Below are 26,324 nucleotides of genomic sequence, written 5' to 3' on the forward strand. Positions count from 1 at the left end.
ATCAGATCTTTCCGATCCGATTTCCTCGGTGCTTTCCAGGTTCCCGCTTTCGCGTTTCCCTTTCCGGCGGTTCCGACTCTATCAGATCCTTTCGGACTCTGATTCCCCGTCAGAGGGGGTTGTCCTCGCGGCCGTTGGCCGTTCCGACGTCTCAAACCTTAGCGGACTCTCTCGCCGATTCCCAATCGAGGTGATCGGGCCGCCGAGCCCAATCGGAATTGAATTCGGACATGCCGAATGCATTCCCGGTGGGGGTCGTGCTGGTGGTTTGGGTGCCGCTGATGCGGCGGAGGTGCTACCGCAGAACCGTTACGGCCCCGTGGCAACCCGAAGAACCTTACGGACCCCCCGGGGGGCTGTCAAGCACGCCTGTCAAGATCTTTAATCGAGGTCGCTGAGCCGACCGCCGGCGTCCGGCTGGGCGTGTTCCACCCTGCGCAGCAGGCGGGTGAGGACCTCGCCGAGCGCGGTCCGGTCGTCCGCAGAGAGGTCCTGGAGGAGGTCCTCCTCGAAGCCGGAGGCGAGGCGCATGGCTTCGAGCCACTTACTCCTCCCCTCTGCCGTCAGCTCCACGATGACGCGGACCCGGTTGGACTCGTCCCGCTCCCGGGTGACCAGCCCCTCCGTCACCATGCGGTCGATGCGGTGGGTCATCGCGGCCGGTGTCAGCCCGAGCCGCTTGGCGAGGTCACCGGGGCCCAGGCGATAGGGGGCGCCGGACAGGACGAGCGCCTTCAGCACCTCCCAGTCGGTGTTGCTGATGCCGAGCTCGGCGGTCTGCCGGCCGTACGCGACGTTCATGCGGCGGTTGAGGCGGGAGAGCGCCGAGACGATCTTCTCGACCTGGGGGTCGAGGTCCTGGAACTCGCGCTGGTAGGCGGCGATCTGTTCTTCGAGGGTCGGCTCGCCGGCGCCGGAGGTGTCGCCCATGGGCGCAGTATGGCACGCGACCCCTTTGCCTTGAAGTCCTTCGCTGTGTACTCTTTAGCTTCGAACTTTAGCTTCTAAGTCTTCAGGCCTAACGGCTGGAGCGATCGACCCGGAGAGGGTGAACGTGACCAGGGCAAGGGGCGCAGCGATGCGCCGGATTCATGTGGGCAACGCACTCAGCGCGTTCGGACTCGGCTTCACGGTCCCCTACCTGTACGTCTATGTGGCGCAGGTACGGGGACTGGGTTCGGTGACGGCGGGTCTCGTACTCGCCGTCTTCGCCGTGGCCGCGCTGATCGTGCTGCCGTTCGCCGGACGGGCCATCGTCCGGCGCGGCCCGCTGCCGGTGCTGCTCGTCGCCCTGGTCACCGCCGCGCTCGGTGCGCTGAGCCTCGGGCTGTCGGCCTCCGCGGCGACGGTGCTGCTCTCGGCGGCCGCGCTCGGGGCGGGACAGGCCGTGATGCAGCCCGCGCTCGCGACGATGATCGTGGACTGCTCCACCGCGGAGACGCGGTCACGGGCCTTCGCGATGCAGTTCTTCCTGCAGAATCTGGGGCTCGGCGTCGGCGGACTCATCGGCGGCCACCTGGTCGACACCACGAGCGCCTCCTCGTTCACCCTGCTGTTCGCGATCGAGGCGGCGATGTTCCTGCTGCTGGTCGCGGTGATGGTGACGGTGCGGACGCCGCGCTCCCCTCTCATGGAGGAAGCCCCGGGGCAGTCCGGCGGCGGCTGGAAGCAGTTGCTGGGCAACCGGGCCATGGTGCAGCTGTGCGTGCTGGGCTTCGTGCTGTTCTTCGCCTGCTACGGGCAGTTCGAGTCGGGGCTGAGCGCGTACGGCGTCGAAGCGGCCGGCATCACCACGTCCGCGCTGGGGACCGCGCTGGCGGCCAACACGCTGATGATCGTCGTCGCGCAGTTCGCGGTGCTGAGGTTCGTGGAGCGGCGCAAGCGTTCACGGGTGATCGCCGCGGTGGGACTGATCTGGGCGGTCGCATGGGCCGTGGCCGGGTACGCCGGGCTCGGACACGGCAGTCAGACGATGGCGACGGCCGCCTTCATCTCGACGTACGCGCTGTTCGGGCTGGGCGAGGCGATGCTGTCGCCGACGCTGGCGCCGCTGGTGGCGGATCTGGCGCCGACCGGGCTGGCCGGCCAGTACAACTCCGCCTTCGCGCTGGTGAAGCAGCTCGCGCTGGCGATCGGGCCGGCGGTGGGCGGGCCGCTCGGGGCCTCGCTGCACGCGCCGTACATCGTGGCGTTCCTGCTCTTCTCGCTGGGCATCACGGTGCTGGCGGTGCGGCTGGGGCGGCAGCTCACGGACGTACAGAACCAGCCCTCGCTCGCGCGGAGCCGGGTGGTCACGCAGAGCGGGGCGCCGGCCGACACGGTGGGGGCCGCGCGGGCGTGAGCCCGGCCGGCCCTCTCTCACGGTCGGCGGCTCACGGCTTCGGCAGGACGAACTCGCACCAGACCGCCTTGCCGCCTCCGGGCGTGCGTCTGGACCCCCAGTTGGAGGCGATCGTCGCCACGATGGCGATGCCCCGGCCGGACTCGTCCCCGGGCTCCGCACGGCGGCGTCTGGGGAGGTGGTCGTCGCCGTCGGTGACCTCGATGATCAGACGGCGGTCGGTACGGCGCAGGCGCAGCCGCATGGGGGGCGTGCCGTGCTGGAGGGAGTTGGCGACCAGTTCGCTGGTCGCCAGGACGCCCAGGTCGCGCAGCTCGGTGGGGAAGCGCCAGCTGGCGAGGACGCCGGAGGCGAAGGCACGCGCGCGGGGAGCCGCTTCGACGCCGCCCAGCAGCTCCAGGGCGGCGTTGCGGAAGCGCTCCGCCTCCGCGCCCTTGCGGGCGGGATGCTGGAGGACGAGGACGGCCACGTCGTCGTCGTGGTCCGGGGTGACGCCCGCCGAGCGGACCAGGCGGTCGCAGATCACCTGGGGGGTGCCGGTCGCGCCGGACAGCGCGCGCTCCAGGGCGGCGATGCCCTCGTCGAGGTCCTCGTTGCGGCGCTCGACCAGGCCGTCGGTGTACAGGACGGCCGTGGAGCCGGGGGCCAGGGGGATCGAGCCGGACGTGTGGATCCAGCCGCCGGTGCCGAGCGGGGGGCCGGTGGGTTCGTCGGCGCGCTCGACGGTGCCGTTCGCGTCGCGGACCAGGATCGGCAGGTGCCCGGCGGACGCGTAGACCAGCCGGCCCTCGTTCGGGTCGTGGATGGCGTAGACGCAGGTGGCGATCTGGTTGGCGTCGATCTCGGCGGCGAGGCCGTCGAGGAGCTGGAGCACCTCGTGCGGGGGCAGGTCGAGGCGGGCGTAGGCCCTGACCGCCGTACGGAGCTGGCCCATGACGGCCGCCGCGCGGACGCCGCGGCCCATGACGTCGCCGATGACCAGGGCGGTGCGGCCGCCGCCGAGGGTGATCACGTCGTACCAGTCACCGCCGACCGCGGCCTCGGTGCCGCCGGGGTGGTAGGTGGCGGCGACGCGCAGGTCGTCGGGCTCCTCCAGTTCCTGGGGGAGCAGGGAGCGCTGGAGGGTGACGGCGGTCTCCCGCTGGCGGCCTTCGCTCGCGCGCAGGCGGGCGGCGGCCTCGGCGTGGTCGGTCACGTCGGTCGCGAAGACGAGCACGCCGCGGTCGCCGCCGGTGTCGCCCTCGGTGACCGGGGCGCAGGTGAAGGTGTAGGAGCGGCCGTCGGGTGCCTTGCGGGACTTGAGGGTGCGGGGGCGTCCGCTGCGCTGGACCTGGTCCAGGAGCGGGAAGAGGCCGAGCTGGTCGAGTTCGGGGAGCGCCTCACGGGCCCGTCGGCCCAGAGGGCGGGTGCCGAAGGCCGCGACGTAGGCGTCGTTGACGTAGGCGAGGCGGTGGTCGGGGCCGTGGACGAGGGCGACGAGGGCCGGGACGCGGTCGAGGACGTCGCGCACGGGGAGGTCGTCGACGGCGGGGACGGGCGGGGCCTCGTCGGTCAGCTGTTCGGCGCGGGCGGCGGGTACGGAGCCGTCTCCCCGCCGGTCCGGGGAGACGGTCGTGTCGGTCCGCGCTGCGGCGCGGCGCTGCGTTCCGGGGAGTCGGGCGCTCCAGCGCGTGAAGTTCACGAATCCTTGCCTCGTGTAGTTGTCGACGGCCGGTGACCGGGACGGGCCGGGGCCGGCCGGGGCCCGGGGGCCGCGCGTGGGCGAGCGACGGCGCGCCCGCGGTGCGGGCCCAGTCTGGCAGGGTGCCGACCGGGCCGACATCCGTCAGACGCCGGGCCGCCCGGTGGAGTTCCTGAGTCCGGTCAGGACGACCCCTTCGGGTTGCGCGGAGGTTCCTGAGAAGGCTTTCCACCGGCCGCGAGTTCGAACTCCGCTCGCGGATGTTCGAGTGAACCGAGGGAGACGATCTCCCTCTTGAAGAGACCGGCGAGGGCCCATTCGGCCAGCACGCGCGCCTTGCGGTTGACGGTGGGGACGCGGCTGAGGTGGTAGGCGCGGTGCATGAACCACGCGGGGTAGCCCTTCAGCTTGCGCCCGTAGACGTGCGCGACGCCCTTGTGGAAGCCGAGGGAGGCGACGGAACCGGCGTAGGTGTGCGCGTAGGTGTCCAGGGGTTCGCCGCGCAGGGCGTGGGCGATGTTGTCGCCCAGGACCCTGGCCTGGCGGACGGCGTGCTGGGCGTTGGGGGCGCAGTCCCGGCCGGACCGAGCGGCGGTGACGTCGGGAACGGCGGCGGCGTCTCCCGCGGCCCACGCGTGCGGGGCGCCGTCGACCGACAGCTGGGGGGTGCACCTCAGCCGGCCGCGGTCGTCGAGGGGGAGATCGGTGGCGGCGAGGACCGGGTGGGGTTTGACGCCGGCCGTCCAGACGACCGTGCGGGTGGGGAAGCGGGAGCCGTCGCTGAGGACGGCGACGCGGTCGGCGCAGGACTCCAGGCGGGTGTCCAGGCGTACGTCGATGTTGCGGCGGCGCAGTTCGGTGACCGTGTAGCGGCCCAGTTCCTCACCGACCTCGGGCAGGATGCGGCCCGAGGCCTCGACGAGGATCCACTTCATGTCGTCGGGGGTGACGTTGTGGTAGTACCGCGCGGCGTAGCGGGCCATGTCCTCCAGCTCCCCGAGGGCCTCCACGCCCGCGTAGCCGCCGCCGACGAAGACGAAGGTGAGGGCGGCGTCGCGGAGGGCCGGGTCGCGGGTGGAGGAGGCGATGTCCATCTGCTCCAGGACGTGGTTGCGCAGCCCGATGGCCTCCTCGACGGTCTTGAAGCCGACGCCGTGGTCGGCGAGGCCGGGGACGGGCAGGGTGCGCGAGACGGAGCCCGGGGCGAGGACGAGTTCGTCGTACGTCAGCCGGCGGGATCCCGCGCCCTCCTCCTCGGTGGCGAGGGTGGTGACGGTGGCGGTGCGCGTCGTGTGGTCGACGGACCGCGCCTCGCCGATGACGACGTCGCACCGGTCGAGGACACGGCGCAGCGGCACGACGACGTGCCGCGGGGAGATGGAGCCGGCCGCCGCCTCGGGGAGGAACGGCTGGTACGTCATGTAGGGGTCGGGCGTGACGACCGTGATCTCGGCCTCGCCCCGCCTCAGTTCGTTTCTCAGGTTCCGTTGCAGACGCAGGGCCGTGTACATCCCGACGTAGCCGCCGCCGACAACGAGAATGCGCGCACGTTCCTTCACCATCCCATGACGCACCCGACGCTTGCGTTTGTCCACAGGCTCGTCGATTTGTGTGACCGGAGATCACCGGGGCGCAGGGCGGACCCGACCGCCGTGCCTCGCCACGATTGCGCAGGTCAGCGGTGGTGGGCTCGAGGGCGGAAGGCGGATCATACGGGGCGTATACGATCCGTACTCCGATCGGTGGGCGCTCCGTGCGGAACCTGCCCCTTCTGAATTGACCCCCACTCAACTATGTTCTCTCCCACGGCGTGTAGGGGAATGCGCTCAGCGGGTCCGCGACGGGCGGACCCAGGAGCCGAGCCGTTCCACGCACTCCGGCTTTCGATGGCGGGGAGAGTCTCCGGGGGGAGACGTCATTACCGGGGGATTGTCATGCATGTTCAGGACTCTCATTGGTCGTCCACGTCAACCGTCGCGCCCGGTGGTGCGATGACTGCGACGACGGGCGGGGCACGCGGGGACGGGGCCCGGACCGCGCCGTTGCGCGTGGACGCCCAACGGAATCTGGAGCACGTGCTGCGCGCGGCACGCGAGGTCTTCGGTGAGCTGGGGTACGGCGCGCCGATGGAGGACGTGGCGCGGCGCGCGCGGGTCGGTGTCGGCACGGTGTACCGGCGCTTCCCGAGCAAGGACGTCCTCGTGCGGCGGATAGCCGAGGAGGAGACGGCCCGGCTGACGGACCAGGCCAGGACGGCGCTCGGGCAGGAGGACGAGCCGTGGTCGGCGCTGTCGCGCTTCCTGCGGACGTCGGTGGCCTCGGGCGCGGGCCGGCTGCTGCCGCCGCAGGTCCTGCGGGTCGGGGTGGCAGAGGAGGCCGACAGCGGCGCGGCCGGTGTCGGCGCTCCCGCTGGTGTCGCGTCCGGTGAGCCGCGGGTGCCGCAGCAGCGGATCCAGCCGGGCTCCGGGGAACTGCGGCTGGTGTCCGAGGCGGCCGCGTCCGCCGACGTCGCGGTCAGTGCGGTCGGGGCGATGGCTTCCGTGCCGGACGACGACGGGGCGGCGGCGCTGCTCGAGGTCGTGGGCCGGCTGGTGGAGCGGGCGCGGGCGGCGGGCGAGCTGCGGCCGGACGTCTCGGTGTCGGACGTGCTGCTGGTGATAGCCACCGCGGCGCCCTCGCTGCCGGACGCCGCACAGCAGGCCGCGGCCTCGGCCCGGCTGCTGGACATCCTGCTGGAGGGGTTGCGGTCACGGCCGGCGTGAGCGCGGGGCCACGGGTGGGCGGGCCGCGACGGGCGTTCCCGCGCTTCTCGCCCCGCTCCCGCCGGGACGGGGCGGCCCCTCCTTCCCCGAACGGCTGAGCGTCATCACCCCTTCGCCCGAAAAGCCCACGGACGAGTGACGGTCCGCTCCGCGGGGACCTGGCCAACAGCCCGTATGCCACGCTGACCCGATGTTCGGGACTGGCTGGGCAGGTGGCGGAGGCCTTCCGCGATGAGTGATGACGGGCGGAACGGCTCACTCGGTGACGACCTCACCGGATCCGGTGGTCCGCCGCAGGTTCCTGGCCAGGGCGGACCGGCCCGGGTCCCGCGCCGCGGCATCCCGGCGGAGGGCGGCGTCCCGGCCCAGCGCGAGGTGCACGAGGACAGCGTCCTCCCACCGCTCCGCGAGCCGTACGACGAGGGCGTGCTGCCTCCGCCGCGCGAGCTGCCGTCGTCCGACGCGGTGCTGATCCAGCGGATGCGCGCGGGCGACGACACGGCCTACGAGGAGCTGTACCGGCGCCACGCGGACGGGGTGCGCCGGTACGCCCGCACCTGCTGCCGTGACGCCCACACCGCGGACGACCTGACCGCGGAGGTCTTCGCCCGCATGCTCCAGGCGGTGCGCGGCGGCTCGGGCCCGGAGCACGCCGTACGCGCCTACCTCCTCACCGCGGTCCGGCGCGTCGCCGCCGGCTGGACCCGGTCGGCGGGTCGGGAGCAACTGGTCGACGACTTCGCGGTCTTCGCCGCGCAGTCCGCGCACACCCCCCGCACTCCGGACGACGACACGCTGGAACTGGGCGCCGACGTCCGCGCCCTGCACGAGGCCGAGCAGTCGATGGCCATGCGCGCCTTCCGTTCCCTGCCGGAACGGTGGCAGGCCGTGCTGTGGCACACCGAGGTCGAGGACGAGTCGCCGGGCGAGGTGGCCGTGCTCTTCGGGCTGGACGCCAACGGCACCCGTGTGCTCGCCAGCCGCGCCCGCGAGGGCCTGAAGCAGGCCTACCTCCAGGCCCACGTCAGCGAGACCCTCGCCGCCGACGAACAGTGCGCCCGCTACGCCGACCAGCTGGGCACCTACGCGCGCGGAAGGCTGCGCACCCGGGCCGAACGGGGGCTGCGCAAGCACCTGGAGGAGTGCGCCAGGTGCCGACTGGCCGCCACACAGATCGAGGAGGTCGCCGGCGGTATCCCGGCCGTGGTCCCGGTCGCGGTCATCGGCTGGTTCGGCGCCGCCGGGTACGCCAAGGCGGCGGGACTCATCGCCGGCGGCGCGGGTGCCGGTGCCGCGGGCGCGGGGGCCGGCTCAGGCGGGTCCGGCGCCGGGGGCGGTGCCGCGGCCTCCGAGGGCCTGGGAGCGCCGGTGAAGGCCGGGATCGCGGCCGGTGTGGTCGCGGTGGCCGCCGCGGCCGCGCTGGTCTTCGCGCTGATCGGCGACGACGCCCCGGCCGGACAACCACCCCAGGCGGGCCCACCCGCCTCCTCCCCGGTGGCCGAGCCCGCCCCGGACACCCCCGCACCCCCAACACGCCCCCACCCACCGGCGGCCACCCCGGAACCCTCGCCTCCGCCACCCTCCAGCCCGACCACCCCGTCCCCCACACCCACCGCCCCACCGCCCCCCACACCCACCCCGACCCCGACCCCCAGCCCCGAGCCACCCCCCACACCCACCCTTGCTCCCCCTCCGCCCCCCGAGCCCTCTCCCCCGACCCCACCGCCCGCCCCGACCGTCCACCAGTGGAACGAGCTGGCGTACGACATCACCGGCGACGGCACCGGCCCCGAGATGCGGCTCGCCGGCAGCAGCTGGGTGTGGCAGCGGTCCGCCCTGTCGATCGGCGGCGAGCGGTACGCGCACGGGGTCACGGTGCAGGGCCGCTCCTCCGTGACCATCACCCTCAACGCCGCCTGCTCGTCGTACGACGCACTCGTGGGCACCGACGACCTCACGATGCGGCTGGGCCAGGTCCACTTCTCCGTGTACGCCGACGGCACCCGCCTGTGGACCTCGGGCGTGGTGGAGGGCGGAGCCCCGGCGGTACCGGTCCACGTGGACCTCGCGGGCCGCGAGACCGTACGCCTGGTGGTCGAGCCGCACACCCCCGGCGACTCCCTGACACTCGCGGACTGGGCACAGTCACGGTTCACCTGCACGTAGGCGCGCACGGCGAGCAGGGGCGAGCAGGGGGGCGAGGGCCCGCACCCGCGTACGGCGAGAAGGGGCCATGCCGGGGGGTGTCCGCCCGCAGCGGTTGGCGCGTCAACGGACCGAACCCTGTCACCCGACCGATTCCACGCCGTTCCGAGGACGGACACCCCCCGGCGCGGCCCCGCCCCCCCACCGCACGCACCGCGCAACGCACACCCCCACCGCCCCCCACAGGCCCCACAGGGCGCCGCAGGCACCCCGCACGACCACCGCAGGCACCCGCAGGCACCCCCGCCCAACCGCCGGAGGCCCCCTCACCCCCGCCGCACCACCGCCCCCGCCCCACCCAACGCCCCCCGTTGCGGAGCGATCCCCGCCGGCACCGCCCGCTGCCGCGCCGGCGTCCCCGTCCAGCACGTCCCCCGCCGCGCGAGCAACCGCCGCAGCCACAGCTCCAGCGACACCAGGTCCGCCAGCCCCGCCAGCGGCAACGCCTCCCCCGCGGCCGCCCCCCGCACCGCCTTGCGCACGACCCGCGCCTCCACCAGCCCCGCCTCCGCGAGCAGCGGCGTGTCGAACAGCCCGAGCAGCGAGTCCGCGGCCACCCGCAGCCCCGTCCGCGCCGCGGAGGCAGCCACCGCCTGCGAAGGCGCCCCCCAGCCGCTCGGCAACTCGCTCACCCCCGCCCCCTCCAGCACCGTCCGCAGGATCGCCGCCCGCGCCCCCGGCTGCACCCGCAGCGCCTCCGGCAGCGCGCGGCAGGCGCGGACGACCTGGTTGTCGAGGAACGGCGTGTGCAGCCGCTGGAAGCGGATCTCGGCGGCCTGCTCCAGCACCCGCACCTCCGCCGCCTGCCGGGCCAGCGCCGCCCGCGCCCGGAAGTCACCGGGCCGCTGCCCGGGGCCCACCCCGGACCGCTGCGAGGACGTCTGGAGGCGAACCGATACTTCAGCCAGCGCCTCCCCGGTCAGCCACCGCGCCGCCGGCCCGGGCCCCGCCCAGGCGAGCACGGCCAGCGAGGCCTCCATGGCCCCGCCCCCGTCCGTCGGGGCGTCGAAGCGCCGCCGCAGCAGCCGCTCGGCGAGCACTTCGAGCCCGGTGCGGTACGGCGTCCGCGCCAGTCGCCGGGCCGCGCCGTACACCCGCGCGGGGACCAGCACCGAGCCGTCCGCCTTGGCCAGCGCGGCGACCGGCCGTACGAGATGGCGCCGCTTGCGGTCCATCAGCAGGTCGGCCAGCCGTGCCGGGTGCGCGTCCAGCACCTGACGCGCCCCGTACCCGGTGAAGTGGTCCGCGCTGCCCGCGGCCAGCCGCGCCCGGTGCCGGGCGGCCGCGACCAGGACGGAGCCCGGTTCGTCCGTGAGCGGCCCCTCCAGCGCGGCGTACGGCAGCACCTCCTCGTCGCCGGCGACGACGACGTGGTGCAGCCGCGGGTTGGCCGCCAGCGCGCCCGCCCGCTCCAGCTCGGCCTCCTGCCCGCCGACGGCCAGGTCGTTGAAGGTGACGGCCAGCAGCCGCTCGCCCGCCCCGGTGCCGTGCCCGAGCACGGTCCCCGGCATCCCGGGCAGCCCGGCGGCCAGCAGCGCCAGCGTTCCCGAGGCGGGCCCGCCGGACAGGTCGGCGCCGATCCCCGGGACCGGCATCCCGCGCGCGGCACGCCGTTCCGCGGGGCCCATGCCGGGCACGGGGCCGGGGTCTATGCCGTCGCCGGGGACGTGCCGCGGCGCGGCGAGACGGGTGCGCACGGCCTCCACCAGGGCGTCCCGCACCCCGTCCACCGCACGGTCGGGGTCGGCCGAGGGCGCCGCCACGGCGAGCGAGGCCACCGGCTCGTACCCGGCGATCTCACGCGCCCCGGCGCGCAGGATCAGGGCATGCCCCGGCGGAACGCGCTTCACGCCGTCGTACGGGGTGGAGTCGTCCAGCGCGGCCGGCACGTCGGGGGCGGCGAGCAGCGCGGCGAGGTAGCCGAAGTCGAGGTTGGCCTCGACGAGGTCGGCCAGGGGCAGCGCGGCCGTCGCGTAGGCCGTGCCGCGCTCCCAGGGGGTGTGGAACACCGGGCGCGCGCCCGCGAGATCGCCGCAGACGGTGATCCGCCGCCCCACCTGGACGACGGCCGTGTAGCTGCCGGGCCACGCCGTCAGGTGCCGAAGTGCCCCTCCGCGCGCGGCGAACAGGCCGACGCGCAGCTGCTCGTCGCTGGCACCGCAGATACCGAGGACGGCGATCCGGGTCTGCGGATCGACCGTGACGACCCGCACCTCGTCGGGGCGCCAGTCGCCGACCGCCCACAGGGGATCGGGGTCGCCCCACAACGGCTGGGCGCCCACGGGCTGTACGGTCTCGCCGTCGTACCCGGTGGCCCCCGCGGAGCCGGCCGCGCCGGCGATCCCCGCTGCTCCCACGGCGGCGCTGCTCCACCCCACCAACCACCGCATCGACGCCTCCACAGGCTGGGGACAACCAGTGCACCGTACGAACTGGTCCCATGCTGCCATGAAGGGCGCGCCGCAGAGCATCGGCGGAGCCGCATGTGCTCCCGTGAATGCGCCTCCGCGGATGTCCGCCCGAGGAGGGCAACTTCCTGTCCGGAGGGGGTGAAGACGACGCGAATGCGCCCCCGCAACGCGCCCCTTGGCTCCCCGACGCGCCCTCAACTCCCGTGGTGAGGGCCGCGGAACCCCGGAAACGACAGGGGCGTTTTTCAGCCAAATCGGCGTCACGCGGACACGTTCGAACACGCTCCGTACAGGCTTTGCGCACCGACCGGCGGTGCGCGGTCCGGGAGGCGAGGCACACCCCCCGGACCCGTCCGCCGCCCGCGGGGATGTAGGCGGCGGTGTCCCCCAGCCCACTGGATCCAGTACAGCGGGCCGACCCACGCGTCAGCCATGGAACCGCTCCCCCGGTGGCCGGAGAAGAGCGCACGGGCGGGCGCACGGCCACACACCGGGAGCACGCGGCAACGGACCGTACAGGCACCGCGCTTCCGTACGGACCACAATCCCGCCATCCGGAACAATGCCTCTTAACGCATGGGATCCGGCGAACTACGCTGGGTTTACGAATGCCGCGTGGTTATGCCAGCGCGGCAGCCGTCTGTGTCGAGGGGTGGCGCATGTCCAGGGAGCAACGCGGGCCGAACGAAAAGCTCGGCACCGTTCTCGCCCTCGCGGGAATCAGCAACGCCGGCCTCGCCCGGCGGGTCAACGACCTAGGCGCCCAACGCGGGTTGACGCTGCGCTACGACAAGACGTCGGTGGCGCGCTGGGTGTCGAAGGGCATGGTGCCCCAGGGTGCCGCGCCGCACCTCATCGCCGCCGCCATCGGCCAGAAACTCGGCCGCCCGGTGCCGCTGCACGAGATCGGCCTCGCGGACGCCGATCCCGCCCCCGAGGTGGGCCTCGCCTTCCCCCGGGACGTCGGGCAGGCCGTCAGGTCCGCCACCGAGCTGTACCGCCTCGACCTCGCCGGACGCCGCGCGGGCGGCGGCATCTGGCAGTCCCTCGCCGGATCGTTCGCCGTGAGCGCGTACGCGACACCCGCCTCGCGATGGCTGATAACCCCGGCCGACAGCTCGGTGGCGCGCGACGCGAGCCCGGCCGAGGGCTCCGGCGCACCGCTCAAAGTCGGCCACAGTGACGTACGGAAGCTGCGGGAGGCCGCCGAGGACGCCCGCCGCTGGGACTCCAAGTACGGCGGCGGCGACTGGCGTTCGTCGATGGTCCCGGAGTGCTTACGCGTGGAGGCGGCCCCGCTGCTCCTCGGCTCCTACTCCGACGAGGTGGGCCGCGCCCTGTTCGGCGCCTCGGCGGAACTGACCCGCCTGGCCGGCTGGATGGCCTTCGACACCGGCCAGCAGGAAGCGGCCCAGCGGTACTACATCCAGGCCCTGCGCCTGGCCCGCGCGGCGGCCGACGTGCCCCTGGGCGGCTACGTGCTCGCCTCCATGTCGCTCCAGGCCACCTACCGCGGCTTCGGCGACGAGGGCGTGGACCTGGCCCAGGCCGCCCTGGAGCGCAACCGCGGCCTCGCCACGGCCCGCACCATGAGCTTCTTCCGGCTGGTGGAGGCACGCGCCCACGCGCGCGCGAGCGACGCCCCGGCGGCCGGGGCCGCCCTCAAGGCCGCCGAGAGCTGGCTGGAGCGCGCCCGGCCCGGCGACAGCGACCCCTCCTGGCTGGGTTTCTACTCCTACGACCGGTTCGCCGCCGACGCCGCCGAGTGCTACCGCGACCTGAAGGCACCACGCCAGGTCCGCCGCTTCACCGAGCAGGCCCTGTCGCAACCGACGGAGGAGTTCGTACGCTCGCACGGCCTCAGGCTCGTCGTCTCGGCCGTGGCCGAGCTGGAGTCGGGCAATCTGGACGCCGCCTGCGAGCAGGGCGTGCGGGCGGTGGAGGTCGCCGGCCGCATCTCCTCGGCCCGCACCACCGAGTACGTCAAGGACCTCCTGCACCGCCTCGAGCCGTACGGCGACGAGCCGCGCGTGGTCGAGCTGCGCGAGCGCGCCCGGCCACTCCTGATGACCACGGCCTGATCCGCCGCGCCTCCCGGGTTTGAGGGCATTGTCAGTGGCGCAGTGCACTATCGGAGGCGGGAGGTGGACCGGGAGATGGAACGAGTGCGGACGGCGGCCGCGCGGCGCGTCGCGTACGACTGCGACGTACTGGTGATCGGCGGCGGGATCGTCGGCCTGTCGACGGCGTACGCGATCACGCGCGCCGCGCCCGGCACCCGGGTCATGGTCCTGGAGAAGGAGCCGGGCCCGGCCCGGCACCAGACGGGCCGCAACAGCGGCGTCATCCACAGCGGCGTCTACTACCGCCCGGGCTCCCTGAAGGCCCGCTACGCGGTGCGGGGCTCCGCCGAGATGGTCAAGTTCTGCGCCGAGTACGGCATCGCCCACGCCGTCACCGGCAAGCTGATCGTCGCCACCCACCGCTCCGAGCTGCCCCGCCTGCACGCCCTCGTCCAGCGCGGCCGGGAGAACGGCATACCGGTCCGCGAGCTGGGCGCCGCCCAGATCCCGGAGTACGAGCCCGAGGTGCGCGGCCTGGCCGCCATCCACGTCGGCACCACCGGCGTCTGCGACTACGTGGCGGTGGCCCGGCAGCTGGCCCGGGCCTCGGGCGCCGAGATCCGCTACGGCGCGCGGGTCCGGCACATCGACCGGCGTCCGGGCCTCGGGGTGGCCGTGCGCACCCGCTCCGGGGACGTGCTCCGCGCCCGCGTCCTGGTCAACTGCGCCGGGCTGCAGTGCGACGAGATCGCCCGCCTGACCGGCGACGACCCGGGCATGCGGATCGTCCCCTTCCGCGGCGAGTACTACGAGCTGGCCCGTCCGGAGCTGGTGCGGGGCCTGGTGTACCCGGTGCCGGACCCGGCGTTCCCCTTCCTCGGGGTGCACCTGACCCGAGGCATCGACGGCAGCGTCCACGTCGGGCCGAACGCGGTGCCGGCCCTCGCCCGGGAGGGCTACGGCTGGGACGTGGTGCGGCCCCGCGAGCTGGGCGCCACCCTCGCCTGGCCGGGCTCGTGGCGGATAGCCCGACGGCACTGGAGGTACGGCGCGGGCGAGCTGCGCCGGTCGCTGTCCAAGGGAGCCTTCACCACGGCCGTGCGCAGGCTGCTGCCCGCCGTGACGGAGGGCGACCTGGTGGCGTCGCCCGCGGGAGTGCGGGCGCAGGCGGTGCTGGCGGACGGGACGCTGGTGGACGACTTCCTCATCCGCGAGGGCGCCCACGCGGTCCACGTGCTGAACGCGCCGTCCCCCGCCGCGACGGCGGCGCTGCCGATCGGGCGGGAGGTGGGACGCAGGGCCCTGGCCGCGCTGGGAGCGTCGTGACCGGCGCGACCGACCGTAAAATCGAGGGCACTGTGTCTGATTTCCGCAGCGCCTCCGACGCTTCCCAGCCCGCCGCCCCCCACGCCGGTGACGACCTGAGGCACACCCGTGCCAAGGGCGAGCCCCGCTTCCCCGACGGACCCAAGGCCGACCCGGCCGGATCGCACTTCGAGCGGCGGATCCGGAGCTTCCAGCCCCGGCGGAGCCGGGTGACCACCGGGCAGGCGGACGCGCTGCAGCGGCTGTGGCCCCAGTGGGGACTGGACATCGACGGACAGCGGGTCATCGACCTCGCCGAGCTGTTCGGCAACGACCGGCCCGTCGTCCTGGAGATCGGCTTCGGCATGGGCGAGGCCACCGCCAGGATGGCCGCCGCCGACCCGGGGACCAACATCCTCGCGGTGGACGTGCACACCCCCGGCCAGGGCAATCTGCTGGGTCTCGCGGAGCGGGAGGGCCTGTCCAACATCCGGGTGGGCAACGGCGACGCGATCATCCTCCTGCGCGAGATGCTCGCCCCCGGCTCGCTCGCCGGGCTGCGCGTCTACTTCCCCGACCCCTGGCCGAAGAAGCGGCACCACAAGCGCCGGCTGATCCAGCCCGAGTTCCTGACCCTGGCGGCGACGCGGCTGGCCCCGGGGGCCGTCCTGCACTGCGCCACCGACTGGGAGCCGTACGCCGAGCAGATGCTGGAGGTGCTCACCGCGCACCCCGGCTTCGAGAACACCGTGCCGGACGGTGGTTTCGCGCCGCGCCCCGCCCACCGGCCCCGGACCCGTTTCGAGGGCCAGGGACTGGACAAGGGACATGTGGTGAACGACTTGCTCTTCCGCCGCGTACAGCAGCGCGATCAGCACAAGGAGCAGCAGCCCCCCACCGGTTAGGGTCCATGCCGTGGCCACCTGTCCCCCGTACCCGACGCGTCCGCCCGCCCGTCCCCGGACGCATCCGCACTGGTGGCAGCGCCCCTGGGTGCGTTACGGCGCGCTCGTCACCCTGCTCACGCTCTCCGGCCTGGTCATCCTGGCCCTGGTGCGCGAACAGACCGGCACGCAGGGCTTCCTGGTCGGGCTGGGCCTCGCGGTGCTGCCGGTGCCGCTGCTCCTGGCCGCCTTCCGCTGGCTGGACCGGGTCGAGCCCGGGCCCTGGCGGAACCTGCTGTTCTGCTTCGCCTGGGGCGCCTGCGCGGCGGCGCTGATAGCCATCGTCGCCAACAGCTTCGCGACGCGGTGGATAGCCACCGCCACCGCGGACCCGTCCGGCGCGGACACCCTGGGCGCCACCGTCATAGCCCCGGTCGTCGAGGAGTCCGCCAAGGCCGCCGCCATACTGCTGGTCTTCCTCTTCCGCAGGCGCGACTTCAGCGGCATCGTCGACGGTGTCGTCACAGCCGGCGTCACCGCCACCGGTTTCGCCTTCACCGAGAACATCCTCTACCTGGGCACCGCCTTCGGCACCGACCAGCTCACCGGCGGCAGCGGCATCGCGTCGGTCACCGCGGCGACGTTCTTCGTCCGCATCGTGATGTCGCCCTTCGCCCACCCTCTCTTCACTGTGCTCACCGGCATCGGCTTCGGCATCGCGGCGCTCTCCGCGGGCCGGCACCGCCTGCGCCGGGCCCTGCTCCCCCTGGCCGGCCTGCTGCTCGCGATGGGCGTGCACGCCCTGTGGAACGGCTCGGCCGCGTTCGGCGAGTACGGCTTCTTCGCCGTGTACGCGGCCTTCATGGTCCCGTCCTTCGGACTGCTGACCTGGCTGGCGATCTGGACCCGGCAGCGCGAACTGGGCGCCGTGCGTGCCGAGCTGCCCGTGTACGTCCTAGCCGGATGGCTGTCGCCCGGGGAACCGCACGCGCTCGGTTCGATGCGCGCCCGCCGTATCGCCCGGCAGCACGCGCGCCGGCACGCCGGGAAGGAGGCGGCGCGGACGGTGGCGCGGTACGAGGCGTACGCGACCTCGCTGGCGTTCCTGCGGCACCGCGGGCGCCGGGGCAGGGTGAGCGCCGATTTCGCCGTACGGGAGCGGGAGCTGCTGGAGGCCCTGTGGCAGCGGCGCGCCGTGGCCCGCCCGGCGCTGGACTACGCGGCCCGGGCCACCGCGCCGCCCCCACCGCCCTGGCCGGGCTGCGCGACGTACGGGGCCTATCCCGGCCGCGGGCCCTACGGGTACGCCCCCGCCGCACCGCTCCTCGCGCCCTCCCCGGGCCAGTACCACGCCCCTCACGGCCACCTTCCGTACGCCCCGCCCCACCCCCACCGCGGGTAGCCCCGGTCCGCCCCACCGGCCGCGGTCCCCGGGGATCCGGCCGTCAGAGCGACGCCTGCTCCAGCCGGGCGACCTCGTCCGGGGTGAGGGACAGCTCGGCCACCCCCAGCAGCGCCGGGAGCTGCTCGACCGTGCGGGCGGAGGCGATCGGTGCGGCCACCGTCGGCTGCGCGGCCAGCCAGGCCAGGGCGACCGTGGCGACGGGAGCGTCGTGGGCCTCGGCGATCTCGTCCAGGGCCGCCAGGACCCGCCGGCCCCGCTCGGTCTCCAGGTGCTTCGCCGCGCCGCCCGCACGGGGGCTGTCGACGGCCGACCCGGCCCGGTACTTGCCGGTGAGGAATCCGGAGGCGAGGGAGTAGTACGGCACGGCGGCCAGGCCGGCCCGCTCCGCGAGGTCGCGCAGCCCGCCCTCGTAGGTGTCCCGCGAGACCAGGTTGTAGTGGGGCTGGAGCGCAACGTACCGGGCGAGGCCCTCGCGGTCGGAGAACTCCAGGGACGCCGCGAGCCGCTCGGCGGAGATGTTGGAGGCGGCGATGTGCCGGACCTTGCCCGCCCGCACCAGCTCGTCGAGCGCCCCGACGATCTCCTGTACCGGCACCTCGGGCTTGTCGAAGTGGGTGTAGTAGAGGTCGATGTGGTCGGTGCCCAGGCGGCGCAGCGAGGCGTCGGCCGCCGCCTTGATGTTCGCGGCGGACAGGCCCGGGTACTCGGGGTGCTGGCTGACCTTGGTGGCGAGGACGACGTCACCGCGGTTGCCGCGGGAGGCGAGCCACTTGCCGACGATGGTCTCGGACTCCCCGCCGCTGTTGCCGTCGACCCACGCGGAGTACGAGTCGGCGGTGTCGACGAAGTTGCCGCCCGCGGCCGTGTAGGCGTCCAGGACGGCGAAGGAGGTGTCCTGGTCGGCGGTCCAGCCGAAGACGTTGCCACCGAGGGCGAGGGGGAAGACCTCGAGGTCAGAGGAGCCGAGCTTGCGCAGAGAAGTCATGTCCTGCGTCAACGGCCACGACGGAGCCGGTGATTCCGGGAGCGGGGCAAAAATCCCGCAAACCGGCAGCCCTGGCGTCGGGGGGTCGCCGTCAGGGCCGCCGGGGACCGGCGGGGCCGTGCACGGCGTCGGTCAGGGGGTCAGGCCCTTGCTCTGCAGCCAGGCCATCGGGTCGATCCCGCCGCCGTCGCTGGTGTGGACCTCCATGTGGAGGTGGGCCCCGGTCACGTTGCCGGTGGCGCCGACGCGGCCGATGACGTCACCGGTGGTGACCTTCTGGCCGACGCTGACGCTGATCGACGACTGGTGGGCGTACCAGATCTCGGTGCCGTCATCGAGGGTCAGCACGGTCTTGTAGCCGTAGGAGCCCTCGTAGCCGGCCGACGTGATGGTGCCGCTGTGCACCGCCTTGAGCAGCGTGCCGGTGGGCGCGGCGAAGTCGAGGCCGGTGTGGTAGCCGGAGGACCAGTAGGCGCCGGCCTGGCCGAAGCTGGAGGAGATCGTGTACGAGGAGGTCGGCAGGGTGTACTGCTTGGCCAGCTTCGCGAGCCGCTCGGCCTCGGCCTTCTTCGCGGCCTCCTCCTCCGCCTTCTTCTTGGCGGCGGCAGCCTTGGCCTCGGCCTCCTTCTCCGCCTTGGCGGCGGCTTCCGCGGCCTTCTTCTCGGCGGCGGCCGCGGCCTCGGCGGCGGCCTTGGTCTCGACCTGGGCCTGCTGCTGCTCGGCCTGCGCCATGATCCGGGCCCGCAGCGTCTCACCGGCGTCGGAGGCGCCCTCCGCGGTGTCGGCGGTCGCGGCCACGCCGATGCCGCTGAGCGGGGCGGTGGAACCCTGCGGCTCCGGCTCCTCGTCGTCCGAGATGAGCGAGCCGACGTTGGGCAGGTCGGGCATGGAGATGGACACCGGCGGCTTGCCGGTCTGCGCGCTGGCCATGCCGCCCGCGCCGACCGCGGCTATGACACCGACGCCGAGGACGGTGGAGCTGCGGGCGAGTCCGCCGCGCTGCTTGGCGACGCGGTGCCGGCCGCGCACGGGGCGGATGGAGTCCGCGGTGGGATTCCACTCCTCCCAGGGGCCCTCTTCGGTGCGGTGGCCGTCGTAGCCGAAGGTGTCGGTGTCGTGCGCGCTGGGCACGAACGGGGCCTCGGGGGCAGGCCGGTTGGACGCCACGTGGGCGTACTCCTTTCCTTCCTTCCGCCTACCGGGTTAGCTGACGGGTTCGGAGCAGGAAGGTCTCCTACGCGCGTATATCCGCCGTGTCTCCACGGCGTCGTACGAGCGATTCACCCCAAGGTGGTGGTTCCCCGGTTCCCTCGCGGGATTCGGCGCGTGCGCACGGAGCCGCCTTCTGTGACGGCTGGGACGACCGCGCTGCGTTATCGAACGTTAATAGACGCGGGGCCGGGATTCCAAGCTGTTCCTCTTGATCATTAACGAATCCGGACGAGACATACGCCTCATGACCGGTGAAATCCGGGCGAGTTGACCGCCCCTCAGTATTCCCCTTCACGCCACGCGTTTCTGACGGTATGTCAGTCGTTATGCGCAGGGCGCTCGCCAGATCACCGTTCGTGACAATGATCAAGGTCTTCGCGCGCGGGACGGCGTACGGCGAGCAGTGCCATGTCGTCCGCCATCCCGCCCCCGGAGTGCCGGCGCACGTCCTCGGCGAGGGCGGCGAGCAGCTTCCCCGGGTGCCGGAAGACGCAGCCGGCGAGCCGTTCGTGCGGGTCGTAGAACTCGCCCCGCGCGTCCCGGGCTTCGGACAGGCCGTCGGTGTGCAGCAGCAGCGTGGCTCCGCCCGGGAAGGCGTCCTCCTGGGCCCGGTCGGGCCACACGCCCAGCTCGCCCATCCCGAGCGGCAGCGCCGGCTCCCGGGCGGGGAGCGGACGCAGGGTGCCGTCGGCGTACAGCAGCAGCGGGGGCGGGTGACCTCGGTTCACGATCCGCACGACCCCGTCGCCGTGCGGGAGTTCGGCGAGGACGGCGGTGGTGAACCCCTCGAAGGCGTCCAGTCCGTTGCGCCGGGTGCCCTCGCGCGCCAGCGCCCGCTCCAGGCGCTGGGCCACCGCCTCGAGGGTGGCCTCCTGCTCGGCGGCCTCGCGGAAGGCGCCGATCACGACGGCGACGGCGGCCACCGCGCCCATGCCCTTGCCGCGCACGTCCCCGACGATGAGCCGGACGCCGCGCGCGCTGTCCTGCACCGCGTACAGGTCCCCACCGATGAACGCGTCGGCCTGCGCGGCTTCGTAGCAGGCGGCGATCTCGAAGCCGCCGATCCGTTCGGCGGGCTCGGGCAGCACGGCACGCTGGGCGGCCTCGGCGATCTCGCGGACGCTGACGAGGCGCTCACCGGTGCGGCGGACGAAGGCGTTGACGAAGACCGCGAGGGCGGCGACCGTCGCGATGGTGATCAACTCCGTGAGGGAGTCGACGTAGTGGGCGACGCCCTTGCTCAGTTGCAGCCCGACGACGGCGGCGACCACGGCGACGCCGGTGAGCGCCGTGCCCCGCCGCGAGTAGAGGGGGGCGGCGACCAGCGGCGCGGCCGTGTAGAGCGGGCCGGCCGTGAAGTATCTCGGGGTGAAGATGTCGTACAGGATGGCGACGACGATGAGCACGACCGGGAGCAGGCGCACCAGGCGGCGCCCGTACGGGGTCCGCGGCGGCCGTTCGGCCGGGGTGGGCGGCGCCATCGCCTCGGTGCCGAGGCCCGGATCGGGCGCGGGGTCGCCGGGGAGCCGGCCGCCGGCCCTGGCGTACGCTCCCTCGTCGTCCACGTGACCTGGCCGCACCACTCGTCTCCCGCCGCCCCGAACCTCCGCGCCGCTTGCCGTCCCGTCTCCAGGTTTCCCGGATCGGGGGCGGGCGGCGAGCCGTGAGGGCCGACCGGGTGAACGCACCTGAACGCACCGAAGGCCGGAATCCTCAAGGGATTCCGGCCTTCGGTTTCAGTAGCGGGGACAGGATTTGAACCTGCGACCTCTGGGTTATGAGCCCAGCGAGCTACCGAGCTGCTCCACCCCGCGCCGTTGTGTCTCCACTGTACGTCATCGCGGGGGCGGAATGCACATCCGTACCCCGCTACCCCTCCAGATGGCGGTTGGGAGCCTTCGCGCGCTCCTCGTACTCGGGCAGGACGACGACGGTGGCGCCCCCGGCGGTGAGCACCCCGCCGCCGTCCGCGCCCGGCACGAAGGTGTCCGGCTCCCGCCAGGCCGTGACCACGCGGCGCACACCGGCGTCGAGGATCAGCCGGGCGCAGGGTGCGGGCCGGGAGGCGCGGCGGGCGCAGGGTTCCAGGCTGCTGTACACCGTGGCGGTCGACAGCCGGGCGTCGGCGGGGTCGGCCTTGGCGAGTGCGGCCTCCTCGGCGTGCACGACGGGGTCCCCGCCCTCGCGGGAGTGCCCCCGCGCCAGCTCGGTCCCGTCGGCGGCGACCACCACCGCCCCCACGCTGAACGCCGTCCCGGACGGCGGGCACAGCTGCGCCAGCTCGCAGGCGAGGGCGAGCCAGTGCCGGTCGGCGGCGGTCACCCGGCCTCCGGCGCCCGGGGCGGTCGGCAGGTACCGCGCCAGTACGACGTCCTCGATGCGCCGCGACTCCACCAGCCGCAGCCGGCCGCGCTGGTAGGCCCCGGGACCGAACAGACGGGGCGCGTCCGGGTCGCCGACCAGCAGAGGGGCGAGGACGAGCTGGAGTTCGTCGGCGAGTTCCTGGCGCAGCAACTGGGTGTGCACGGTCCCCCCGCCCTCGACCATGAGCCGCCGCACTCCCCGCTCGTCGTGCAGGTGCTCCAGCGCCGCCCGCCAGTCGAGCGCCTCGCCGAGCGGCACCACGTCGGCGGCGAGTCCCAGGGCCCGGGCCCGCCGGGCGCCCCGGTCCGTCGTGAGCAGCAGCTTCTCGCCCCCGGTGTGCCAGAACGCGGCCGCCGGGTCCAGCTCCCCGGCGGCGCTGACCGTCACCTTGAGCGGGTACTCGGCCTTCCCGGCCGCGATCCGGGCGCCTCGCCGCTCGGCCGAGTTCACCAGCAGCCGCGGGTTGTCGGCCCGGATCGTGCCGGCACCGACCAGGATCGCGTCGACGGACGCCCGCACCTCGTCGACCCGGTCGAAGTCGGCCGGGGAGGAGAGCAGCAGCCGTTCGGGGCCGGTGTCGTCCAGGCAGCCGTCGAGGGAGACGGCGGCGGAGAGCAGGACGTAGGGGAGGGGCATGGGCGTACTCCGGTGGGGAGGGGCGGCGGGTTCCGGCGGGGCAACCCTAGGCGCCCCGTCGCTCCCCGCCGGGCGGCCGGGGCACGTTGATGGCGAGGACGGCGGTGTCGTCGTCCACGCCGGTGCCGAGGGCGTCGAGCAGGTCGCTCAGGGCCTGGATTGCGCCGGACGCGGTGGTGGGGGCCAGTGAACGGGCGAAGTCCACGAGCGCCTCGTCGCCGTAGCGTCCACCGGCCTGGTCGGTGTGGGCCTCGGTGAGGCCGTCCGTGTAGAGGAGCAGGGTGTCGCCGGGGTCCAGGCGGACGGTGGTGGTGGCGATGTGGGCGTCCGGCAGGACCCCGACGAGCTGGCCGCCGGGGGTGGGCAGGTAGTCGGCGCTGCCGTCGGCACGCAGCAGGAGGGCCGGCGGGTGCCCTCCGCTGGCCAGGGTGATCCGGAAAGCGCCCTGCTCGCCGACGGGGGTCAGCAGCCCGAAGATCACGGTGCAGAACCGCGGGTCGTAGCCGTTGTACTCGTGGTTCAGGACGGTGTTGAGGTTGCGGAGCACGGCCGCGGGGTCGGGGTCGTAGACCGCCGCGGCACGCAGGGTGTAGCGGGCCAGGGAGGTGATCGCGGCGGCGGCGGCGCCCTTGCCGCACACGTCTCCGAGGAAGAGACCCCAGGTCCCCTGCGTGAGGGGGAACAAGTCGTAGAAGTCGCCGCCGACTTCGTCGACGGACGCGATGTGGTAGTGGGCGGCGACGTCCAGACCGGGCACGTCGTCCAGGGCGGGGGGCAGCAGGGTCCGCTGGAGCGTGGTCGCCAGGGTTCTGAGGCGGTCGCGTTCGGTGTCGGCCTCCTGCCGGGCCCGCAGCAGCTCGTCCTCGTAGGCACGCCGGTCACGGGCGTCGAGGAGGGTGGTGCGGATCAGCAGCGGCTGCCCGTCCTCGCCGGTCCTGACGGTGGAGGTCACCAGGACCGGCAGGCGCGAACCGTCGGCGGCCTTCAGCTCCAGCGCGATGCCGCGGACCTCCCCCTGCATGGACAGCAGGGGAGCGAAGTGGGTCTCGTGGTAGAGCCTGCCGCCGACGGTGAGCAGGTCGGCGAAGCGCAGGCGCCCGACGAGGTCGTCGCGCCGGTGGCCGAGCCAGTCCAGCAGCGTCTTGTTGACCTTGGTGATCCGCCCGTCCGGCAGCGTGGACAGGTAGCCGCAGGGCGCGTTCTCGTAGAGGTCCTCCACGCTGTCCTCCGGCAGCTCGGAGCCGGGCGGCCACGCACCGCCCGCGCCGTCGCCGGAACCCGTGCCGACGCCCGAGCCGCCGCCGTCGCCGTGCCCGCCGTGGGACGCGCCGGTCACCGGCCCACCTCGGCGGCGAAGGAGGCGATCGTCGCGGCGGTCGCACCGGGTGCGCTCAGCCGGGGGCAGTGCCCGGGGGCGGGGAGGGACTCCATCGACTCCATCGACTCCATCGGTTCGTCGAGGTCGTCGGCACCGGCGAAGCGCCCGGACTCCCGGGCGGCGGCCGGCACTCCCGTCATCGCGTTCACCGAATGCCCCACGAAGACCACCGGCCCCAGCTCCTGCCCCTGCCTCCAGCTCACGGCAGATCTCCAGCCCGTCCTCCGCTGAGCGTCGAGGCGTCGGGCCCCAGGACCGGCACCACCAGCCGCCCCGTGTTCTGCTCGCACCCGAACCCGTGCGCCATCACCACAGGCCGGACCGCCCGGCCCGTCACGATCACGCGATTCCTGGCTCGCATATCCATATGGACCATATTCACACCACCAGGCCCTGTTCTCCGCCGAAGACGGGGAGGCGGACGCGGACCGGGCCGAGAACGCGGCAGCGTCCGAGCGGACGGTGCCGACTCGGACGCTGCGTGACCGGGCAGGGGGCTCGCGGCCCGCCCGCCACCGGTAGGCCCTGTGGGACTCGAACCCACAACCAATGGATTAAAAGTCCACTGCTCTGCCAATTGAGCTAAGGGCCCAGGGGGTGATGCGCGGTGATGCGTGATGTTGCCACACCGAGCATAGCCCGACGCGGCCGGGACGCCGATCGGGTATCGGAGACACGGTCGCGTCGGCCTCGGTCGCGCGGTCCGGCGGCTACGGGTCCACCGGCTCCGGGGTGTTCGCCCGGGCCGCCGCACGGGCCCGGTTGCGTGCGTGGTCGGGGTTGAGGAACCAGTGCCGGGCCGAGGCCAGCCACCAGGTCGCGGCGAAGCCGAGGACCACCAGGACGGCGACGGGCGCGTAGTTGAAGGTCTCCCAGGTCACCGGGGAGACCTGGGGAAGCATGAACAGGACGGTGATGACGCCGACCCACGACACCGCCACCACGCCCACCGCCCGCGACCAGCGGCCCAGATGCCAGGGCCCGCGCTCGAAGTCGTCGCCCTTGCGCAGCCGCAGCAGGGTCGGGATGACGTAGGCGATGTAGAGGCCGATGACGGCGATCGACGTCACGGCCGCGTACGCCGTGACGTTGATCAGGTACGGCAGGCCGAGGACCAGCGCCGCCAGCGCCGCCAGCCAGACGGCCGCGACCGGCGTGCGGGTGCGCGGGTTCACGGTGTGCCAGAGGTGGGAGAAGGGCAGCGCGCCGTCCCGGGAAAAGGCGTAGATCATGCGGCTGTTGGCCGTCACCGAGGCCATCCCGCAGAAGAGCTGCGCCCCGATGACGACCAGCAGCAGCAGCTTGCCGGCGGTGGCGCCGAGCGCGTCGAGCAGGATCTGCGCGGGCGGCGCCCCGGTCGGGGAGGCGAGGGCGCCGTCGTAGGACTGGATGGCGAAGGTGAAGCCGAGGAGGAGGACGAAGCCGGCGATCCAGGAGGTCCAGATGGAGCGGACGATGCCCTTCGGGCCGGCCGTGGACGCGTCGTGCGTCTCCTCGGTCATGTGGGCGGAGGCGTCGTAGCCGGTGAACGTGTACTGGGCCATCAGCAGGCCGATCAGGACGACGTAGACGCCGCTGCCCCAGCCGGTGTTGTTGACGAACTCGCCGAAGACGAAGGACGCCGACTGGTGCTGGTCGGGCGCGAAGGTCAGCGCGCCGACGATGACCGCGACACCGACGACGTGCCACCAGACGCTGACGCTGTTCAGCAGGCCGACGATGCGGACGCCGAAGGTGTTGAGCAGGCCGTGCAGGATCAGGATGGCGGCGAAGAGGAGGATCGTGCGGCCGGGGGTGACCTCGAAGCCGAACTGGAGGTTCAGGTAGGCGCCCAGGAAGGACGCGGCGCCGAAGTCGATGCCGGCGGTGACCGCGACCTGGCCCAGCACGTTGAACCAGCCCGTGAACCAGGCCCAGGCGGCGGCCGTGCGGGGCGGTGCGAGACGGTGCGCCCAGAAGTACAGGCCCGCCGACGTCGGGTACGCCGAGCAGATCTCGGCCATCGCCAGGCCGACGAACAGGGTCATCAGGCCGACGGCGACCCAGCCCCACGTGATGACGGCCGGACCGCCCGTGTTCATGCCGAACAGGTAGAGGGTCAGGCAGCCCGAGAGGACCGAGATGATGGTGAAGGAGACCGCGTAGTTGGAGAACGCCGACATGCGGCGGGCCAGAACCTGGGTGTAGCCGAGCTGGGCCAGCCGTTCCTCGTCCGACAGCCCACTCACCTTGGCGTCATCTGTCATGCCCCCAGCAATTCCCTCCGGGGAGACGTGACATGCGTCACTCCATGGCTGGACCTGAGGCGCCGAGAACAAAGCGCCGTGGCCTCCACCCCAGGGGTGGAGGCCACGGCGCTCAGTACTGCTCGGCGTCAGCCGTTGCGCTTCCAGCGCGGCTTGTCGTCACGGCGGCCGAAGGAGGAGGAACCGCGGTGGTCGTCACGACGGCCGTACGGGCGGTCGTGACCGCCGGAGCGGAAGCCGGGGCGGTCACCCTGGCGGTCGCGGTTGAACGGACGGTCGCTGCCGGGGCGGTCGCCCTGGCGGTCACGGTTGAACGGACGGTCGCTGCCGCGGTGTCCGCCGCGGTCGTCACGGCGGAAGCCGCCACGGTCGCCGCCCCGGTCGTCACGGCGCTCGAAGGAACGCCCGCCACGGTCGTTGCCCCGGTCACCGCGGTCGTCACGGCG

At 73.5% G+C, this 26,324-nt stretch carries 18 protein-coding genes, 2 tRNA genes, 1 pseudogene and 1 riboswitch; of the genes and pseudogenes, 7 read left to right on the forward strand and 14 right to left on the reverse strand.

All coding sequences use genetic code 11. The features are described from left to right. Positions 1 to 381: 381 nt before the first annotated feature. Entirely contained in the window at positions 382 to 930 is a 549-nt protein-coding gene (locus ACZ6EG_RS08085) for a MarR family winged helix-turn-helix transcriptional regulator (protein WP_356602947.1), read from the reverse strand. A 148-nt stretch (positions 931 to 1,078) separates the two neighbouring features. Between ACZ6EG_RS08085 and ACZ6EG_RS08090 the strand changes: the two genes are divergently transcribed. Further along, positions 1,079 to 2,341 carry an MDR family MFS transporter gene (locus ACZ6EG_RS08090; protein ID WP_391971614.1) on the forward strand — a complete coding sequence of 421 codons (1,263 nt, stop codon included), beginning with the start codon at positions 1,079 to 1,081 and terminating at the stop codon, positions 2,339 to 2,341. A gap of 31 nt (positions 2,342 to 2,372) precedes the next feature. Here ACZ6EG_RS08090 and ACZ6EG_RS08095 read toward each other — a convergent pair whose 3' ends face one another. Both ACZ6EG_RS08095 and ACZ6EG_RS08100 read right to left on the reverse strand, forming a co-directional pair. Next, a complete protein-coding gene (locus ACZ6EG_RS08095; RefSeq protein ID WP_469602695.1) occupies positions 2,373 to 4,022 on the reverse strand; it encodes an ATP-binding SpoIIE family protein phosphatase in 1,650 nt (549 codons plus the stop codon). Positions 4,023 to 4,204: 182 nt separating this feature from the next. After that, positions 4,205 to 5,584, reverse strand: coding sequence for an NAD(P)/FAD-dependent oxidoreductase (locus tag ACZ6EG_RS08100; protein WP_391971616.1), 1,380 nt, complete (start codon positions 5,582 to 5,584; stop codon positions 4,205 to 4,207). Between the two features lie 372 nt (positions 5,585 to 5,956). On the opposite strand from ACZ6EG_RS08100, the gene ACZ6EG_RS08105 reads away from it, so the two are divergent. Both ACZ6EG_RS08105 and ACZ6EG_RS08110 read left to right on the forward strand, forming a co-directional pair. Beyond that, positions 5,957 to 6,784, forward strand: a complete 828-nt coding sequence (locus ACZ6EG_RS08105) for a TetR/AcrR family transcriptional regulator (protein ID WP_469602699.1) — start codon at positions 5,957 to 5,959, stop codon at positions 6,782 to 6,784. Between the two features lie 231 nt (positions 6,785 to 7,015). Then, complete coding sequence (locus ACZ6EG_RS08110; RefSeq protein ID WP_469602702.1) at positions 7,016 to 8,950, forward strand: sigma-70 family RNA polymerase sigma factor; 1,935 nt, start codon at positions 7,016 to 7,018, stop codon at positions 8,948 to 8,950. A gap of 305 nt (positions 8,951 to 9,255) precedes the next feature. Here the strand turns inward: ACZ6EG_RS08110 and ACZ6EG_RS08115 are convergent, their stop codons facing one another. Further along, positions 9,256 to 11,379, reverse strand: a complete 2,124-nt coding sequence (locus tag ACZ6EG_RS08115; RefSeq protein WP_391971619.1) for an asparagine synthase-related protein — start codon at positions 11,377 to 11,379, stop codon at positions 9,256 to 9,258. Positions 11,380 to 12,059: 680 nt separating this feature from the next. Here ACZ6EG_RS08115 and ACZ6EG_RS08120 point away from each other — a divergent pair. The 4 genes from ACZ6EG_RS08120 to ACZ6EG_RS08135 all read left to right on the forward strand — a co-directional run bounded on the left by ACZ6EG_RS08120 (position 12,060) and on the right by ACZ6EG_RS08135 (position 17,054). Then, the gene (locus tag ACZ6EG_RS08120; RefSeq protein WP_391971620.1) at positions 12,060 to 13,481 is read left to right on the forward strand and encodes an MFS transporter; all 1,422 of its coding nucleotides are present in this window, start codon (positions 12,060 to 12,062) and stop codon (positions 13,479 to 13,481) included. Between the two features lie 75 nt (positions 13,482 to 13,556). Further along, a complete protein-coding gene (lhgO, locus tag ACZ6EG_RS08125) occupies positions 13,557 to 14,789 on the forward strand; it encodes an L-2-hydroxyglutarate oxidase (RefSeq protein WP_391971621.1) in 1,233 nt (410 codons plus the stop codon). A gap of 32 nt (positions 14,790 to 14,821) precedes the next feature. After that, positions 14,822 to 15,673 (forward strand): tRNA (guanosine(46)-N7)-methyltransferase TrmB, encoded by an 852-nt coding sequence (gene trmB, locus ACZ6EG_RS08130; RefSeq protein ID WP_391971622.1) that lies wholly within the window; start codon positions 14,822 to 14,824, stop codon positions 15,671 to 15,673. Positions 15,674 to 15,683: 10 nt separating this feature from the next. Next, a complete protein-coding gene (locus ACZ6EG_RS08135; RefSeq protein WP_469602707.1) occupies positions 15,684 to 17,054 on the forward strand; it encodes a PrsW family intramembrane metalloprotease in 1,371 nt (456 codons plus the stop codon). A gap of 43 nt (positions 17,055 to 17,097) precedes the next feature. Here ACZ6EG_RS08135 and ACZ6EG_RS08140 read toward each other — a convergent pair whose 3' ends face one another. The 10 genes and pseudogenes from ACZ6EG_RS08140 to ACZ6EG_RS08185 form a co-directional block, all read right to left on the reverse strand. Beyond that, positions 17,098 to 18,042 carry an aldo/keto reductase gene (locus ACZ6EG_RS08140; RefSeq protein WP_469602710.1) on the reverse strand — a complete coding sequence of 315 codons (945 nt, stop codon included), beginning with the start codon at positions 18,040 to 18,042 and terminating at the stop codon, positions 17,098 to 17,100. 132 nt (positions 18,043 to 18,174) lie between these two features. Then, a complete protein-coding gene (locus ACZ6EG_RS08145; RefSeq protein ID WP_391971625.1) occupies positions 18,175 to 19,209 on the reverse strand; it encodes a M23 family metallopeptidase in 1,035 nt (344 codons plus the stop codon). A gap of 10 nt (positions 19,210 to 19,219) precedes the next feature. Then, a riboswitch (cyclic di-AMP (ydaO/yuaA leader) is annotated at positions 19,220 to 19,377 on the reverse strand. 224 nt (positions 19,378 to 19,601) lie between these two features. After that, entirely contained in the window at positions 19,602 to 20,834 is a 1,233-nt protein-coding gene (locus tag ACZ6EG_RS08150; protein ID WP_391971626.1) for a PP2C family protein-serine/threonine phosphatase, read from the reverse strand. 160 nt (positions 20,835 to 20,994) lie between these two features. Next, a tRNA-Met gene (locus tag ACZ6EG_RS08155) sits at positions 20,995 to 21,068 on the reverse strand. Between the two features lie 55 nt (positions 21,069 to 21,123). Continuing rightward, positions 21,124 to 22,254 (reverse strand): dihydrofolate reductase family protein, encoded by a 1,131-nt coding sequence (locus tag ACZ6EG_RS08160; RefSeq protein ID WP_391971627.1) that lies wholly within the window; start codon positions 22,252 to 22,254, stop codon positions 21,124 to 21,126. Positions 22,255 to 22,300: 46 nt separating this feature from the next. Continuing rightward, complete coding sequence (locus ACZ6EG_RS08165) at positions 22,301 to 23,488, reverse strand: SpoIIE family protein phosphatase (RefSeq protein ID WP_391971773.1); 1,188 nt, start codon at positions 23,486 to 23,488, stop codon at positions 22,301 to 22,303. A gap of 98 nt (positions 23,489 to 23,586) precedes the next feature. Then, on the reverse strand, positions 23,587 to 23,835 hold the full coding sequence (locus tag ACZ6EG_RS08170) for a hypothetical protein (RefSeq protein ID WP_391971628.1): 249 nt from the start codon (positions 23,833 to 23,835) through the stop codon (positions 23,587 to 23,589). A 316-nt stretch (positions 23,836 to 24,151) separates the two neighbouring features. Then, positions 24,152 to 24,224 (reverse strand) — tRNA-Lys (locus ACZ6EG_RS08175). Positions 24,225 to 24,342: 118 nt separating this feature from the next. Then, positions 24,343 to 25,878 (reverse strand): amino acid permease, encoded by a 1,536-nt coding sequence (locus ACZ6EG_RS08180; protein WP_391971629.1) that lies wholly within the window; start codon positions 25,876 to 25,878, stop codon positions 24,343 to 24,345. Positions 25,879 to 26,006: 128 nt separating this feature from the next. Further along, positions 26,007 to 26,324: pseudogene (locus tag ACZ6EG_RS08185) on the reverse strand (DEAD/DEAH box helicase); the annotation flags it as partial.

The sequence above is a fragment of the Streptomyces sp. NPDC041968 genome, assembly GCF_055589025.1.

Coding starts and splice junctions, on each gene's coding strand:
- ACZ6EG_RS08085 (WP_356602947.1), bottom strand. CDS start 930: ATGGGCGACACCTCCGGCGCCGGCGAGCCGACCCTCGAAGAACAGATC.
- ACZ6EG_RS08090 (WP_391971614.1), top strand. CDS start 1,079: ATGCGCCGGATTCATGTGGGCAACGCACTCAGCGCGTTCGGACTCGGC.
- ACZ6EG_RS08100 (WP_391971616.1), bottom strand. CDS start 5,584: ATGGTGAAGGAACGTGCGCGCATTCTCGTTGTCGGCGGCGGCTACGTC.
- ACZ6EG_RS08105 (WP_469602699.1), top strand. CDS start 5,957: ATGCATGTTCAGGACTCTCATTGGTCGTCCACGTCAACCGTCGCGCCC.
- ACZ6EG_RS08110 (WP_469602702.1), top strand. CDS start 7,016: ATGAGTGATGACGGGCGGAACGGCTCACTCGGTGACGACCTCACCGGA.
- ACZ6EG_RS08115 (WP_391971619.1), bottom strand. CDS start 11,379: ATGCGGTGGTTGGTGGGGTGGAGCAGCGCCGCCGTGGGAGCAGCGGGG.
- ACZ6EG_RS08120 (WP_391971620.1), top strand. CDS start 12,060: ATGTCCAGGGAGCAACGCGGGCCGAACGAAAAGCTCGGCACCGTTCTC.
- lhgO (WP_391971621.1), top strand. CDS start 13,557: ATGGAACGAGTGCGGACGGCGGCCGCGCGGCGCGTCGCGTACGACTGC.
- ACZ6EG_RS08140 (WP_469602710.1), bottom strand. CDS start 18,042: ATGACTTCTCTGCGCAAGCTCGGCTCCTCTGACCTCGAGGTCTTCCCC.
- ACZ6EG_RS08160 (WP_391971627.1), bottom strand. CDS start 22,254: ATGCCCCTCCCCTACGTCCTGCTCTCCGCCGCCGTCTCCCTCGACGGC.
- ACZ6EG_RS08180 (WP_391971629.1), bottom strand. CDS start 25,878: ATGACAGATGACGCCAAGGTGAGTGGGCTGTCGGACGAGGAACGGCTG.